12 protein-coding genes are annotated in these 16,221 nt (G+C 53.4%); 4 read left to right on the forward strand and 8 right to left on the reverse strand.

The features are described 5' to 3' along the window. Nucleotides 1-36: 36 nt before the first annotated feature. The 5 genes from flhC to FY046_RS01520 all read right to left on the reverse strand — a co-directional run bounded on the left by flhC (nt 37) and on the right by FY046_RS01520 (nt 5,556). Nucleotides 37-615 (reverse strand): flagellar transcriptional regulator FlhC, encoded by a 579-nt coding sequence (gene flhC / locus FY046_RS01500; RefSeq protein WP_133841756.1) that lies wholly within the window; start codon nt 613-615, stop codon nt 37-39. Continuing rightward, nucleotides 615-968, reverse strand: coding sequence for a flagellar transcriptional regulator FlhD (flhD, locus tag FY046_RS01505; protein WP_133841755.1), 354 nt, complete (start codon nt 966-968; stop codon nt 615-617). The genes flhC and flhD overlap by 1 nt, the downstream gene beginning before the upstream one ends. Before the next feature lie 964 nt (nt 969-1,932). Next, nucleotides 1,933-3,363 (reverse strand): alpha,alpha-trehalose-phosphate synthase, encoded by a 1,431-nt coding sequence (gene otsA, locus FY046_RS01510; protein ID WP_133841754.1) that lies wholly within the window; start codon nt 3,361-3,363, stop codon nt 1,933-1,935. A 4-nt stretch (nt 3,364-3,367) separates the two neighbouring features. After that, nucleotides 3,368-4,147, reverse strand: a complete 780-nt coding sequence (gene otsB, locus FY046_RS01515) for a trehalose-phosphatase (protein ID WP_446185629.1) — start codon at nt 4,145-4,147, stop codon at nt 3,368-3,370. A gap of 185 nt (nt 4,148-4,332) precedes the next feature. Next, nucleotides 4,333-5,556: an HD-GYP domain-containing protein gene (locus FY046_RS01520; RefSeq protein WP_133841752.1), complete on the reverse strand. Its 1,224-nt coding sequence runs from the start codon at nt 5,554-5,556 to the stop codon at nt 4,333-4,335. A 370-nt stretch (nt 5,557-5,926) separates the two neighbouring features. Here FY046_RS01520 and FY046_RS01525 point away from each other — a divergent pair, with 370 nt between their 5' ends. The 4 genes from FY046_RS01525 (at nt 5,927) to FY046_RS01540 (ending at nt 11,456) form a co-directional block, all read left to right on the forward strand. Next, on the forward strand, nt 5,927-6,658 hold the full coding sequence (locus FY046_RS01525) for a YoaK family protein (protein ID WP_133841751.1): 732 nt from the start codon (nt 5,927-5,929) through the stop codon (nt 6,656-6,658). Nucleotides 6,659-6,876: 218 nt separating this feature from the next. Then, nucleotides 6,877-8,376, forward strand: coding sequence for a PTS transporter subunit EIIC (locus FY046_RS01530; RefSeq protein WP_133841750.1), 1,500 nt, complete (start codon nt 6,877-6,879; stop codon nt 8,374-8,376). Between the two features lie 59 nt (nt 8,377-8,435). Further along, complete coding sequence (gene malI, locus FY046_RS01535; RefSeq protein ID WP_133841749.1) at nt 8,436-9,452, forward strand: Mal regulon transcriptional regulator MalI; 1,017 nt, start codon at nt 8,436-8,438, stop codon at nt 9,450-9,452. Nucleotides 9,453-9,980: 528 nt separating this feature from the next. Then, a complete protein-coding gene (locus FY046_RS01540; protein WP_133841748.1) occupies nt 9,981-11,456 on the forward strand; it encodes a sugar porter family MFS transporter in 1,476 nt (491 codons plus the stop codon). A 40-nt stretch (nt 11,457-11,496) separates the two neighbouring features. On the opposite strand, the gene FY046_RS01545 is transcribed toward FY046_RS01540, so the two are convergent. From FY046_RS01545 to FY046_RS01555, 3 genes are read right to left on the reverse strand one after another with little or no spacing between them, the layout of a single operon-like run. Then, a complete protein-coding gene (locus FY046_RS01545; protein ID WP_167863757.1) occupies nt 11,497-13,083 on the reverse strand; it encodes a carbohydrate porin in 1,587 nt (528 codons plus the stop codon). A 23-nt stretch (nt 13,084-13,106) separates the two neighbouring features. Then, a complete protein-coding gene (locus tag FY046_RS01550) occupies nt 13,107-14,501 on the reverse strand; it encodes an MFS transporter (protein ID WP_159336471.1) in 1,395 nt (464 codons plus the stop codon). Between the two features lie 34 nt (nt 14,502-14,535). Beyond that, nucleotides 14,536-16,110, reverse strand: a complete 1,575-nt coding sequence (locus FY046_RS01555; protein WP_446185630.1) for an alpha-L-rhamnosidase-related protein — start codon at nt 16,108-16,110, stop codon at nt 14,536-14,538. Nucleotides 16,111-16,221: the final 111 nt, after the last annotated feature.

Below are 16,221 nucleotides of genomic sequence, written 5' to 3' on the forward strand. Positions count from 1 at the left end.
GACCGCTGCTGGATTCACTCCACGTGGCGAACACTATTAAACGGCTTGTTTAACCTGTTCATCCAGCAGTTGTGAATTGTTATCGGCAACTTCTGCGATAAGTTTACGTCTTTTTACCGCTCGAGATGGCGGTTGGCACAGGCTGCAAGTGAAGCTACCCACGGGCTGATGCGCATGGTTAATAAAGCTTCCGCCGCAGCATTTGCAACCGGTTAATTCCAGCATGCCACTTTCAACAAACCGGACCAGGGTCCAGGCGCGTGTCAGCGCCAACAGCGGGCCCTCGTCCTGTTGCGGGCACTGTTCGAGATAGAGACGGTAAGCTTTGATCACCGCTTCCACACCCGTACACAACCCGCTTTTCACCATAAACTGCCAGGCATTACAAAACATGGAAGCATGGATATTCTGCTCCCAGGTCATGAACCAATCGGTAGAAAACGGCAGCATGCCTTTTGGCGGTGGGCTACCGCGCAACTCTTTATACAACTTAATTAAGCGACCGCGACTCAGCTGCGTTTCGCTTTCTAACATTTGTAAGCGTGCACCCAGAGTGATGAGTTCCATCGCCAGCTGAATATCGCGCGCTTCCTGAACAATACTTTTCTCAGCCATTAGCTCGCCACTCTCTTTTTCGGTGTCTCATCATCTTTCGAGACATCACGTAATAAACGACTAGATAACAAGATGCCTGTATGGATCTGTTGTAAGTCGTCCACGCGAGATTCCTGAGTGAGACGGCTGATTGACTTGTGATCGTTGAAACGGAACTGACACACCAATTGATTGGTTTCGGCCAGCTTAACCATTTCGGGCAATGTTAATCCTGCAAGCGCATCGGCCATTGGCTCATCGATGCCCAGACGGAACATTGCTGAAGCTTTTTCCTGGTTAATTAAACGTTGTGCGAGCAATAAATATGACAAGTTGATGTCGTAAATATGTTTGAGTAATTCTGATGTACCCATTTTTTTTCCATCCTGACTGACACTACTTTTAACGTGTGCGGCTGAGGCCGCTACCATGGTTGCTGGTTGGTAAATCTAAAGATGGCAAAAAATTTAGTGGCAAACGCCAAACGTATAAATAAGCTGTCTTGTTTTTCGGCAAACCAAGCCAGGAAATAATCATGAATTCATTTTGCCAGTGGCCTTTCCTGAGCCCTCTCTTCCCTGACCCCGTCCGTGACTTCTTGTTACATTCTTTTAAGACTATTCCGAAAACAAGGCAACTCTATCCCCTCTATTCGTGGGATACAACGAGAAGCCAGCCTAATTTTAGATAAAGTGTGACGCAGATCACACTTTTAAGGCAAATACTTCCCAAAAACCCATCAGCAATACTGTTGATTAGCTCACTAACTAACCATTTCGGTCATTTTTTGTAAATTTCACACCGTGAGTAACCATCACCAGTCCTAAAGCGGACTAATTGGTATATTAAAGCGAACCGGCTGAGACGAAGCGGCAAGTACCGAGTATTAATATCGCAATAAATAAAATAAACAGGATTTAATGCTAAAAAAGACAGTGAAGCAGACGAGTATGGCTAGTTACTCACGGTGAATATCTGACCGCTACATGAAGTCAAAAATGTGACATAGCGCAGGTTTTTTACAGGAAGTGATAATGCTTTGTAAGCAGTCAACCCCTTACGTTCAGCCTGTGACAGCAGATGTAAACAAGCGTTACATAAGTGATATGAATGTTTTGGCGGGAGTTTTAGGAATTACCCTATGAGTATCGACAAAAGACCAACTTTCTTTAGTGAAAAGTGGATTTTTTTTAGTTTCTATGGGCCGGATGGGTGTTTTTTCCACAATTAACCGCATAAATAGCGATGTGGTGATCGGGAATGGTTAAGCGGGGGCCATAAAATCAGGGGGCATCGCCCCCTGTTACGAACCGTTCTTATTTAGGCTGGACCGTCTTATCAGGCGAGTTTGGGAAAGGCGGCCACATTACTCTCCTTTTCCTGCACCCGCCCTTCCTGCGGCAACGCCCGCAGATCTTTCAGGTAGCTCTCACGCCAGTGGGTGATGTCGTTTTGGCGCAGTACAGTCATCATGTCGTTGTAGCGCGATATTCGCTCCGTCCGCGACATGGTCATCGCCTGATTCAGTGCGGCAGCAACCTCATCCCGATCGTAAGGATTGACGATCAGGGCTGATGTGAGTTCATTGGCCGCCCCGGCGAAGCGTGACAGCACCAGCACGCCGGGATCATCCGGGTCCTGTGCCGCCACATATTCTTTCGCCACCAGGTTCATGCCATCACGCAACGGCGTCACGAGGCCGATATCCGTCAGACGGAATATCTTCATCAGCAGTCGGCGGTCAAAATGCTGGTTCAGGTAGTAGAGAGGCGTCCAGCCCAGCGTGCCATACTTACCATTGATGCGCCCTGCTTCCGTTTCCAGCTGGTGGCGAATATCCTGATAGGCCTGCACATCACCGCGCGAAGTCGGCGCAATCTGTGAGTAGCGGATTTTCCCATGATGCTGTGGGTAGTTTTCCAGCAGCGCCTCATAGGCGAGAAAACGCTCCGGCAATCCTTTCGAATAGTCGAGCCGCTCACAGGCAATGATGTTCTGCGCATCACCTAAATCTTTTTTCATGGCCACCATTTTCGGTGGTAGCGGGCCTTCAGCCATCTCTTTGATACTGTCTGGCTCAATCCCTATCGGATAAACTTCGGTGGAGAACCGGTTACCAAACGCACGATGCGATTTCCCCTGGGTGGACAGCGGAGTCAGCAGTGACACACACTCCAGAAACGCGATGCGGTCGCTTTCTGTCTGGAAGCCCAGCAGATCGTAATCGCACATCATCTCCAGCAAATCGGCATGAGGGGGCAGCGCGTTGAAGATTTCCGGCGTTGGGAACGGGATATGCAGGAAGAAACCAATGCGATTATTAATGCCCAGCTTACGCAGCTCAGCGGCAAACGGCAGCAGATGGTAATCATGGATCCACAGCACATCGTCTTCTTTCAATAGCGGCTTTAAACGCTGCGCCAGCTGAGTGTTCACGCGACGATAACCCTCCCACGCTTCGCGCTGGAAATTCACCAGGTCAAGGCGGTAATGAAAGGCAGGCCACAGTACGGCATTCGAGAACTGAAGGTAATAAAGGTCATAATCGTTCTGGTTCAGACCAAAGGAGGCGTAAGTGATGCCATCCTGCTCAAGCATGTTGAGTTCGTCATCATCCTCACCGATTTCATTAATGTCTCCATTCCAGCCATACCAGACGCCTCCTGTGGATTTCAGCGCATCGACAATCCCGACGGTGAGCCCCCCTGCACTGGCCTTACTGCCATCCGGGATGGCAATACGGTTAGATACAACAACTAAGCGACTCATAACCTTAACTCCTTTCTGACGTTAAAACGTCTTCATCTAGTTTTAATCGTGCCTGTTCCAGCCAGACATAAACGGCAGCAACATCACTGAGATGTCCCCGCGCGTTGCTGGGGCCGGCACCAACTTTAATGGAAATGCCGTCCAGGGCATTGACCGTGGTAAACCCTGCCTCATCGGTCAAATCATCTCCGAGAAACACCGGGACACGCCCGGCGAACGGAGGCTGCTGCATAAAATCATCAATGGCGGCGCCTTTGTTTACGCCCCGGGGTTTCAGCTCCACCACACACTTGCCGGGTTGCTGCACCAGTTCCGGGAAGCGCGCAACACAGGCTTCCGCCAACTGTTCCACCGCCTGCTGATGCTCTGCTGCCTGACGATAGTGCAGGGCAAACGCCATGCCTTTACTTTCCAGCGTGGTGCCTGGCAGTGCGGCGAGCGCCGAGGTCAGTTCATGATTGAGCGTCCTGACGGTGTCGGGGTCGAGAGAGATGCGCGTGATATGCCCTTCGCTGTCACGTCGTTCCGCGCCGTGTACGCCAGCCATCGGCAACACGAGCGGAGACGCCAGCGCATCCAGTTGATCAATTGGCCGACCGGAGATCAGTGCCACGGCCCCCTCGCAGCGATGTGCCAGCCGTTTGAGATCGTCCAGCGCCTGCGCCGGAATAGAAACCTCATCGGGCCGCGGCTTAATCGCTGCCAGGGTGCCGTCCACATCAAAGAAAAAGGCGTAGCGGGTATCTGCCTGGAGTGGGGGAACGAAATCTGTTTGCGTTGTCACACATTCCTCCTGAGTTAGGGTTTCAGAAGATGCTGCTGACAATGAGGGGGACAGCGTAGCCTGACGAACGGGGTAAACGGGACCTGTCGTCAGACGTGGTCGAGGGCAGGAAATCTCATGCGTCGGCCCTCAGTGCAGACAACATCAGACTAAAGTATAGCGGGGTTTCCAGATCCCGCCAGAAATCAGGCGCTAACAGGCTGCTGCCACAGAGAATTCACATCTAACTCCGGCCAGCGGTTTACCTCTTCGGGTCCCACGATGTTGTCTTCACAGTGCAGACTGGCCAGGTCAATGACGTGCGGCGTCAGTCGTTTTCCGCTATTCAGTGAGAAGAAAACGCAGACTTTGGGTTGCAGCAGCGAATGGTCTCCGGGTTCAATCACCACCCCAAGACGCCCTGACGACAGGCGCACCAGTGAGCCAACGGGATAGATGCCCACCGCTTTGACAAAGGCATACAGCAGTTTGCGGTCGAAGTGCCCAGGCCAGTTCGCCATCTGGTGCATCGCACTGGCCGGGTTCCAGCCTGCTTTATAAGGACGTTCGGAAGTGACGGCATCGTAGACATCACAGATGGCCGCCATACGCGATAACAACGAGATGCCATTGGCGCGCAGCCCGTGCGGATAACCGCTGCCATTCACTTTCTCGTGATGGTGTAATGCCACATCCTGCAAATCGTCATCGGCTCCGCTCAGACGCAGGATCTCCGCCCCCGCCACCGGATGGAATTTCATGATATCGAACTCTTCATCCGTCAGCTTGCCAGGTTTGTTGAGGATCGCCAGCGGTATCGCCGCTTTGCCCACATCATGCAGCAGCCCCGCCATCCCGGCGCGTTTCGCCTGCGCCTCGTCCAGCTCCAGCTGTGATGCCAGCGACAGCATCAGTGCACAGACAGCCACGGAGTGAAGATACGTGTAATCATCATGGGATTTCAGACGCACCACGCTGAGCAATGCCGCCGGATGGCGGTTGAGCGATCCGGCGATATCATTCACCAGCGGGACGGTACTCTCAGCATCAATGGTTTTACCCAACCGCGCATCGCTGAACATCGCCATCACCGGGCCTTTTGCCGCGAGGCAGATTTTATTTGCCTGTGCCATTTCACTCTGCATCGTCACGACGGCATCTTCAGCAACAGACTGCGGTTCGTAAACAGCGGGAACCTCTGCAATCGGTTGTGTCAACGGTGCCCCTTCGCGGATTTTCACCTCAGGGCCTCGGCCACGGGACAGATCGATCCACACCTCACGAACATCGCTTTGCTGGATGGCATGGATGTGTACGGCGTCAGACAGCAGCATCTCATTATGTACCAACGGGTGCTTAAGCCAGAACACATCCAGCTTGTATAAATACATCCCCGTTTGCAGTTCATTCACCGCAATACTGATGATCATCCGGCCTCCCCCTGACAATGTGAATTCCATTCCTTCATTACTATCGGCAGATCAACAAAAAATCTGCAGGGCTGGCGGACAAATCAGCGGGAATTTTACCGGAGATTACGCCAGATGTGTCCCTGCTCACAGCCGATCGCCCTGTGCGAGAGTGCAGAATTAAGAATAGGATTCTTCCACCAAAATACCGGGGTTTTATTGACAGAAATTGAACTAAGTATGGGTAACCACAGAATCAGCATCAGACCTGTCTGGAATATCAGGCAGCGGGTTCATCCTGCCAACACATTCCACACCAATGCGCTACATTGCCTTAATTACCCGGCCATCAGTCAGACTGAAGCGCCAGCATGCAGAATAAGGGGCGATAATGTTAAACATGATGATCAAACGAAAGCGTGAACGCCGTCACACGGAAGACCGCTATCTGGCCCTGGTGCTGGCCACCAGCGCCGGGCTACTCAATGCCATGGCACTGGGCGCGTTCGGCGTCTTCCCTTCGCACATGTCCGGTAACACCTCCCAGCTCTCGACTGAAATCTCCCGCGTTGATATCCGCGACCTGACCTTTCTCCTCGCCATCATTACTGCTTTTGTGACCGGCTGCGTCACCGCCCGCATGATGGTGATCGTCGGTATCAGAAATAATATCCGCACCATCTTCAGCCTTATCCTGCTGACTGAAGGGGTATTGTTGATGATGATGTCGGCGTTTGAACTGTTGTTCTACTCTTCCGGCAATAACCGTGAGGTGCTGGTGTTTCTCGGCTTTTTAATGGGGATCCACAACGCCACCTCTACGCAGCTATCAAATGGCCGTGTGCGCTCAACGCATATCACCGGCACGCTGACGGACGCTGGCATTGCGCTGGGTTCTTTGCTGGCAACCCTGTTTCGTCGCGACCCGTCAAAAGAGGTCAACGTTCAGCGCAAACAGTTTATTACCCACCTGATCACCATCCTCTCATTCCTGTCGGGCGGCATCGCCGGCTTGCTGCTATTTAACCAGTTTGGCTTTAGTTCAATGATTGCGGTGGGGGGCTTTCTGGTGGTGATCGCCCTCAGTTCGATTGCCATCGCTGTACAGATGGCCCGACGCTAACGCCGTTTCCTTTCCTGATAATGTCCTTTTGCCTCCTGCCTGACGCAGCAGCTTTCAGAGCTGCGTCATAAAATAACAATTTGATCTGACCCGGTGTGACATTTTCGTTGCGGAAATAAACACACTACATAACTATAGGTAGAACGTTCTACTAAAACGTTCTACTGATTTTAATTACGCACACTCATACTTAAAACTCTGTCCCAGCAGGAGACACCATGCGTTTTTTTACCGGGTTCGTTAAATCGCTTTCAAAACTGTCGATGATAGGCCGCGCGCTGATGCTGCCCATTTCACTGCTGCCCGCAGCAGGGTTGTTACTGGCCTTCGGGGATAAATTCCATCTGCCGCTGATGATGAATGCCGGTGGGGTCATCTTCGATAACTTACCGCTACTGTTTGCGGTCGGTTCGGCTGTCGGTCTGGCTTCTGAATCCGGTATCGCGGCGCTGGCCGCCACCGTTTCCGTGCTGATTACCAATATGACGATTGGTACCGTGATGCACATTACACCGGAAATGGCCGCCAGTGGCGGTAAGTACGCGATGGTGATCGGCATCCCGACATTACAGATGGGGGTGTTCGGCGGCCTGATATGCGGCGTCCTCGCGGCATGGTGCTTCAACCGTTTTCACACCTTACAACTGCCTGAATTTCTCGGTTTCTTCTCCGGCAAGCGTTTTGTCGCTATCGCCACCGCGTTCCTCTCTTTCCTGCTCGGCCTGGTCTTGCCGTATATCTGGCAACATATCCAGGCGGGCATTGATGCCCTGTCGATTGTGGTCAATGGGGATAATCAGGCGCTGTCGACCTTTATCTTTGGTCTGGTTGAGCGTGCGCTGATCCCACTGGGACTGCACCATATCTGGTATCCGTCTTTCTGGTACTCCTTTGGGGACTACACCACCCAGGCCGGGCAGCTTATCCACGGCGATCAGACCATCTGGTTCAAGATGCTGGAAGAAGGCACCAAGTCCTTTAGCAGCGACAGCTATCAGAACGCCGGTAAGTTTATGCAGGGGGAATTCCCGCTGATGCTGTTCGCTCTGCCCGCCGCCTGTCTGGCGATGTACCATGAAGCGAATACCAAAAACAAAAAAATTGCCGCCGGTATTCTGTTCTCTGCCGCCCTGACCTGCTTCCTGACCGGCATTACCGAACCGGTAGAATTTACCTTTATCTTCGTCGCCCCGATCCTCTATGTGTTTAACGCCGTTATGGCGGGCCTTTCTTATATGTGTATGTACCTGCTGCACGCACATATCGCCAAATCGTTCTCGGCCGGGCTGATTGACTATATCTCATTCGGTATTCTGCCTTCCTTTAATGGCTTCCAGACCAACTTCCTCAGCGCCGTGATCGTCGGTGTGCCGATGGCAGTGATCTACTACGTGGTGTTCCGTTTTGTTATCCGCCGTCTGGACGTTAAAACACCGGGCCGCGCCGATATCACCGCTAACGCCGGAGATAAAAGCGATATCGAGCTGGCGACAGAGATCGTCGGTCTGCTGGGAGGCAACAAAAATATTGGCAGCGTGGGTGCCTGTATCACACGACTGCGACTGGAAGTTGAAGACAGCGAACTGGTTGATAAAGACGGGCTGTATCATCTGGGCGCACGCGGCGTGGTGTTCGTCGGGGATAACGGCATTCAGGTTATCTTTGGTGCCCGGGCGCAGTTTATCGCTCAGCAAATGACGCAGCTGACCGGGCGGTAACTGGCACAAATCGTCGTCTCCTGTATGCTACGGGAGACGCGTTTTTTACAAGGATTGCAATGAAGAAGGTCAGCATCATTGATGTGGCAAAACTGGCGGGAGTTTCCGTCTCCACGGTGTCGCTGGTACTCCGTCAAAAAGGGAAGATTTCAGCGCAAACCATTGAAAAGGTAAAAGAGGCCATCACTGAACTGGGCTACGTACATAACGTTGCCGCCGCTAACCTGCGCTCTAATACCTCAAATCTGATTGGTCTGATCGTGCGTGACTTTAGTGATACCTTTAACCTTAAGGTGATCACCAGCATTGTACAGGCGCTGGAGCAGCAGGGTTATATGGTGTTTCTTGCTCATCCTCAGGATGATGAAGATCGCCTGGTCCAGTGTCTGTTGTCCTTCAGCCGCCAGGGGGTGGCAGGTGTTATTTATCTCACGAATGATGCCACGCGGCTCACCTTACCGGGTCCCATTCGCCACTGCTCACTGCCGCTGGTCACCGTTTCTCAGGCAATGATCGAAGGTCAGTACGATCTGGTGATGCGGGACAACCGCCAGGCCGCGGCCCAGGCCACACGCTATCTGATTGAGCGTGGGCATCGTAATATTGCGTATATTGGCGGGGAAGAGCGCTGTCAGATCCGCGCTCAGCGTCTGGCCGGTTACCGCATGGCGTTGCAGCATTACGGCTTACCTTATAAAGAAGAATTGACGCCTTCCTGCCTGGAAGAGACGAATGCGGCCCGCCTGGCCACCCGGCGCTTGCTGGAAAGCAATAATAAGATCACCGCCCTGCTGTGCCACTCATCACATGCCATTATTGGCTGCCTGAACGGCATCCATCAGGTGGGTCGTACCGTCGGGAAAGATGTATTTCTGACTCAGCAGGTGTCGCTGCTAGGCTTTGAAGATATGTTGCAGATTAACCTCAGCTCCCCCTCCTTTACTTACGTCTCTTCTGCCAGTGATGAAACAGGCCGACAGGCCGCTGCGCTGATCCTGCGTAAAATCCAGCAAAGCGACCTGCCGCCTCAGCGTATTGTCGTTTCGGGCGAACTGGTGCTCAGAGAATCCGGCTGATCGCGCCTACCCCTGTCCTGTATTCACCCGCTTGCCGATATTTTTCCATGGTCATTGAGAGCACACTAACCGCCCTCGGGATCCATACCGGCTTAGATCAACAATTAGAATGTAAATTCCATGCAGTACGAAAAAAACCCTTATTTGAAAAATTCAATCCGTTAAATGGGCCGTTTTGATCGTATTTCCACTGAAAAAAAACGGTTTACCCCCTCCCCAACGCGCCGATTTTGTCATAATACCCATCCAACGCCATTTTTCATATCACTGATTAAATTCAGTTTTTACTTTTCACCCGCCACCATTTCATAACCAGGGGTAATGAAACCTGTTTATCTCACACCAAAATCACCGCTCAGTGCAACAATCGCTTAAATAGTTTTAACCCGCTCACAGATTTCGAAATATTCAATTCAATACGTACCGAATAGAACATACATTCCACTGAGTTAACAAATAAAACGAGATGGGAATCGCAGTCCCATCGTGACAGGCCGCTCTGTGGCCAGCTTTGAAAAGGGTTAAAAAATGGATACCAGGCAAACGCGTTATAATATGAAGTACGTAATGCTCTGTTGCACGGTGGCGGCATTTGGTGGGCTGCTTTTGGGGTATGACTCCTCGGTGATCTCCGGTGCTATCGAACCACTGAGTGACTATTTCCAACTCTCCCCCAGCGAAACCGGCTGGGCGGTGTCAAACATTCTGCTCGGCAGCCTGATCGGTTGTTTCATCGCCCCTAAACTCAGCGATAAGCTGGGCCGCAAAAACTCACTGGCGATCACCGCCTTTATCTTCACCGTGTCGGTGGCAGGCACCGTGGTGGCGCACAACTTCACTACCTTCGTGATTATGCGCATGCTGGGCGGGCTGGCGATTGGGCTGGCATCGGTGATCTCCCCTATCTATCTGGCCGAGCTGTCACCGTCAAAGTTTCGCGGACGCACCTCAGCGCTCTACGCTGTCTGCTGTGTTGGCGGCCAGTCCGTCGTGCTGTTAACCAACTTCTTTATTAATAAATCCATGGCGCCGGAAGCGATGATCGATATGGGCTGGCGCTACATCCTCGCCACGGCGCTGATCCCCTGCGCGCTGTTCCTGTTCTGCATTCTGTTTATTCCTGAGTCACCGCGCTGGAACGTGCTGAAAGGACGCGATAAAGCCGCCCTGGACACACTGACTAAAATCTCGAATAAAGAACATGCTGAAACCGTGTTTAGTGAGATCAAACGCTCCTTCAGCCACCAGGCAGCGAATCAGCATAAAACCAAATTCCGTCTTGATAAAACCACGGTGCCTTTACTGGTGATCGGTATCGGTCTGGCCATTGGTAATCAGATTAGCGGTATTAACGTGATCCAGTACTTTGGCCCGTCCCTGCTGAAAAACGTCTCGTCCAGCACCGACAGTGCGCTGCTGGTGACCTTCTGGCTGTCCGTTTGTCAACTGGTCGGGGTGTTGATCGGGATGTCATTGATTGACCGGGTGGGACGCCGCAAGCTGCTGCTGATGGGTGCCATCGCCTCCAGCGTGTTTCTGACCTACTCGTTTGTCGCCTTCTATTATCAGTTGCCTGGCCTGCTGGCCGTGGTCGGTCTGTTCGCTTACATGGTGTTCTTCGGTATTTCATGGGGCCAGATCGTCTGGACCGTGCTGGGTGAGATTTTCCCGACGGAAATCCGTTCGGTGTGCGTCGGTATCTCCATCTGCATGATGTCGATGGCTAACTTTATCATCAGCACCACCTTCCCGATTTTAAACAGTAACGCCTTCTTGCTGGACGTGTTCCACGGTGGCTTCCCGCTGCTGCTGTTCGCGATTTTCTCGCTGGGTATGTACTTCTTTACCTTCCGCTATCTGCCAGAGACGGCTGGCGTGTCGCTGGAGAAAATTCACGGTCTGGTCCTGAAACAGTTCAATGTCAACGTGGATGAATCAGAACTGCTGGGCACTAAGGCAGGTGATAAAAACACCGAGTCGTTTAATGTCCCGATGGGGCACTGATTACCCTGGCGGTCCGCATTCTGCGGACCGCCAGCCTCACTCAGAACCAGATTTCACTCTGCACGCCAAAACTCCAGTTCCCTCCTGCACTAAACCCGGCGCTGCCAAAATCATCATTCACTGCATACCGATCCAGATCCTTCGACCAGTTCATATACGTCACGAAGAAACGGATTTCCGGCCGTGCCTTAATATCAAACACCTCCCCCACCTTAAAGGTCGGGGCAAACGTCAGCTTGTAAAAGTCCCCTTTCACAGCCTGGTATTGATTCAGCGCGCCATCACTGCGATAGCTTCTGCCATTAGGGTCGAGATCCATATACTGCCAGGACGCTTCATACAGCAGCGCAACGTTGCGGCTGATAGCCTGTGAAGCACGCAGATTGAACGTTGCCCAGTCATAGCGATCCCCCTCGCGATAACGGTCTTCACTGTGCTGGGCAATCACTGACGGTGCCAGTTCCCAGCGTTCACTCAGCGGCACAATACCGTAAGAGGCGAAGCGCAGAGACTGTGCATTCCGCGTCAAATCTCCATCACTTCCCGGTTGCCGTGCTTCAGCCCCCAGGCCGCGACCATATTGCAACGCACTCTCTGATGTGCCGGGCAGCAGACCATAAAAACGCTGTTTATCATGCCAGGCCAGCATGGTATAGGCACCATTTTTGGCCGTGTTATCGCTGCGGGTGGCATAGCTGCCGGTGGTCGAGGTGTTGTCTTGCAGGTCATCGTTGCCTTGCGCACTCATTCCCGTCAGCATCCATTGCAGATTGCCCCAGTAGTTGTTGGCCGTCAGCATCACGTTCTGCACATCGTTGTCGTTGTAACGGTCGCTGCCGAGATCGCCAAAATTACGCGCATACAGTGAGAAATTACTGTGGAAGCCCGGCGTCCACTGCACGTCATTTATCCCACCGCCCGTGCCCCCCAGAAAGACAATATCGCTGTCGGTAAAGTGGATATCGAAATTATCGCGATCGAAGCGTTTACCGGCCCACAGCGTGGCATTTTTTAGCGGGCCACCGAAATCGGCAAGGCTACCCATTTCCACATACAGCTGACGAATATTCAGATGGTGGCTGTCATTATCCTGTACCCACGGATCGGGATTATTCGCGCCGTCGGCCAGCATGGTTTTAAATCTGGCCCAGGAGCCATCGTTAAACGTCAGGTTCTTAATGAAACTCAGCTCAACATAGTTGTCTTTCTCGTTGCCCAGACGGCCAATATGCGCGTCGCCGCCGATAGAACTGGCGGGAGAAACTCCCGGCCCACCGTGAGCACCGCGTCCGCTGCCGCTCAGCAATGCGCCGGAACGGGCATAGCCGGAAAACTCAAACCCATTGTCTTTCTCAGTGGCCGCTACCGCTGGGGCAGCAGGCGATGCTGCCGGCTGTGCCGCTGCCAGCTGACGCTCTGCACGCACGGCGCGCGCCTCAGCCTGGGCCATTTTTTCACTCGCCTGCTGCGCGCTGAGGCGTGCACTGCTGGCCTCTGCTTCCGTTTTTTCCAGCCGCTGCTCCAGCAGTGCCAGGCGTTGTTCTATGGTCAATCCTGTGGCGCCTTGAGCCATCGGGCAGCTCAATAGCGCGCAGCAGAGCGCCACGTAAAGAGGACTTTTACGCATTATCCGTTCCTGTTTGAAGGTGATCAGTGCTGCGGGGTTGGCAGCGAATCCGGGTCTGAAGGTGAGGTCTCAGTGGCAGACGAGGCTTTACGGCGCGCTAATTCCGCGCGGATATTCTCGTAGTCGTTGTCCAGTCGGTAATATTTCCCCATCCAGATCATCGACAGAATAATCAGCACCAGCGGGATATACAGATAGCAGGTTTTAATCGCCAGCAGCGCCTCTGTGCTCTGCGCATGGTTGGCATGGTAGCCACCCAGTGACAACAGGATACCCGTTATCGCTCCGGCGCCCGCCATCGCCACTTTGCCGAGGAAGCCGTTCACGGAGGTGAGTATCCCGGCGGTATTAATCCCGGTTTTCCATTCACCGTAATCCACCGGATCGGCCTGCATGGAGAAGTAGATAGCGGTTCGCTGCCCGGCGCCAATGGAGAGGATGGTGGCCCCCATCAGCAGACCCGTGACATGCGTATCTGCCACGATCATCACCAGCATTCCCAGTACATTGATGGCACTGGACAGCAGATAGACGTGACATTTTTTCATCCGCGCAGCGAGTAACGGCACGGTCAACGTCCCCAGCAACGGTACAAACGTAGAGATCCCGGCAGCCACTGCCGTGATATTGACGTCCCCCACGTAGTAGTTAAAGAAATAGACCAGCGCCCCGGTCTGGAAGAAGAACGCCCCCCACATCAGGAAGATATTCACGGCAAATACCGCCCACGGTCGGTTACTTTTCAGCCCCTGCCAGGCACGCGGTAGCGTCATACGCTCCTGTTGAACCTGAATTCGCTCCTCCACGCTGCGAAAACTGAGCAGCAGGAAAAAGGCCGCAATGCCGCCAAAAATCATCGCCGTATACAGAAAACCCTGCGCCTGATCCCCCTGCCCGAGGCTTTTCACCAGCGGCAACGTCAGCACCGCGACCAGCGTGGATCCCAGCGATCCCATCACAATGCGCACCGCCGACAGCGTGGTGCGCTCCCGGGAGTCACTGGTGATAAACGGCAGCATCGCGCTGTAGGGAATATTCACGAACGTATAAAGGAATGACAGACACAGATAGGTGACGAAGGCATAGAATAAACGCCCGGTCGTGGAGAGCTCCGGCGAATAAAAGGCCAGCATACACAGCAGCCCGAACGGGATCGCCCCCAGCAATAAATAGGGGCGACAACGTCCCCAGCGGGTCGTCGTATTATCAATCACCAGCCCCATCAGCACATCGGCGACGCCATCCACCAGCCGCGTCACCAGGAACATCAGCCCGGCGTAATAAGCAGGCAACCCCATAATATCGGTATAGAAAAACATCAGGTACAACGAAATTAACTGCCAGACCAGGTTACAGGATAGATCGGCTACCCCGTAGCCCAGCCGCTGACGCCATAGAGCAAAAAGTGAAGTTGGCATAATCATCTCTCAGAATTTATAGGTTATTTGTTGTTCAGAGTTCAAAGTGACGAATCAGCCATGCCGGGGTACAACTCCAGGCATGGCAGTAGCTGTTAATTAATTTGCTGCCGTAGGGTGAATAGTCGGGATTATCCGGGTCATATAACTCCCAGAAGGTCTCCGCCCCGGCCTGCACCATGCCGCCCCAATAGCGTTTAATTTCAGCAACAGCCTGCTCACGTTCACCGTGAGTGAGCAGCGCTTCAATAAAGTGGTGCATCATATAAGGCGTGTGCATTTTTATCACCGGGGGATGACGCTGTAAGCGGGCTAACAGCTGGCGACGAAATGCCACGTCACCCACTTCGCCGAGGATCAACCAGACTTGCGCAGCCCAGGAAACCTGCCGCGCTTCCCCGCTGACAAAAAAGCCCTGCTCGTCATCCCACAGATGGGTCAGTGCCGCCTGGCTGACGCGTTCAAGCGTGGTTTCCAGCCAGGCGATGTTGGCTTTATCACAGCGCCGGGCCAGCTGTATCCCTTTACGCAGGGCATAGATCAGCACGCCCTGTGCGGCAGCCTGTTTGTTGAGCTGTTCATGCCAGTCGATAAACGCCCACCAGTCTTCGCTATCACGCAGAATATGGCGATCGTCCAGACGTTGCAGCGACAGCTCAATCTGGCGCCGCGCCGTCGGCCACAGATCGTCCAGCGTTGCCCGGTCACCCGTTGCAGCCACGTAGTCTTCCAGCGTGGCGACAAACAGCAGCGCATAATCGAACAGGAAAGTATCGTCGGCGATCACCTGCGGCTGCATAAACAGATTGGAGGAGACCATACCGTCTTCGCGCGTTACCCCGGCGAACAGGTAGAGGCAGCGTTTAACCAGGTCGTTGTGCGCATAGGTGGGATAGTTGACCAGCGCCTGTAAGCGCAGGTCGCCCAGCCACAGCCGTCGATCGCGCTTCGGGCCATCTTCGAAGACATCCTGCATACAGTTTTTGAGCGTACGCACGCTGATCTCATCGATCTCCCGCAATAAGGGATCGGCAATCTGTACCTGTTGCAGGGTACTGTCACTGGCGGAGCTGACGGTGTCGAGATGGAAAGTGGGGAAACGCAGACCGTATTTCGGTGACGTCGAAACCACCCGCACTTTGACATAGCGACAGCAGTAGCGGCGCGGCAGGGTCATCTCCACGGGCAGAACATCCAGATAACTGTCCTCCTGTTGCAGCCAGCTGCGACTGAGCCAGCCATCGTATTGGGAGAACGGCTCTGCGACCTCCGCACTGATTTCGCCGAAGATAAATTGCAGGTGCGCGGGGGCATCCGGGGGACTGCCTGCCGCCTCACAGCGCAGCGAGAGATACCCCACGCAATGCTGACCAAAATCCACAATAAATTCATCACCGCTGGCAAACGTTTGTTGGCTCAGTTGCTCTGGTGTAAAGCGCGCTTCACTGCGCCAGCCGTGAATAGTCAGCGCATCGGGTATCATGGTGACGACAGAAATCGGCATGACCCGCTGACGATAAAGCGCCGGCCGCATGGCATCGGCCTGGGTAAGAAACGCCGCATGAGTGCGGGTGCGTAATTCGCTATGTTTTTGCATGGCAGCGACCACAAAAGACTCCTTTAACCGGTTCAAGAGTCAGCGAGTGTAGAGCCACGGTTGGCGGGCGATCTATTCTGAAACCGCCAGGTAAAACGCGGGACTGGCGCTGCGGGAAAGGTG

This window comes from Erwinia sp. 1181_3 (assembly GCF_052824965.1).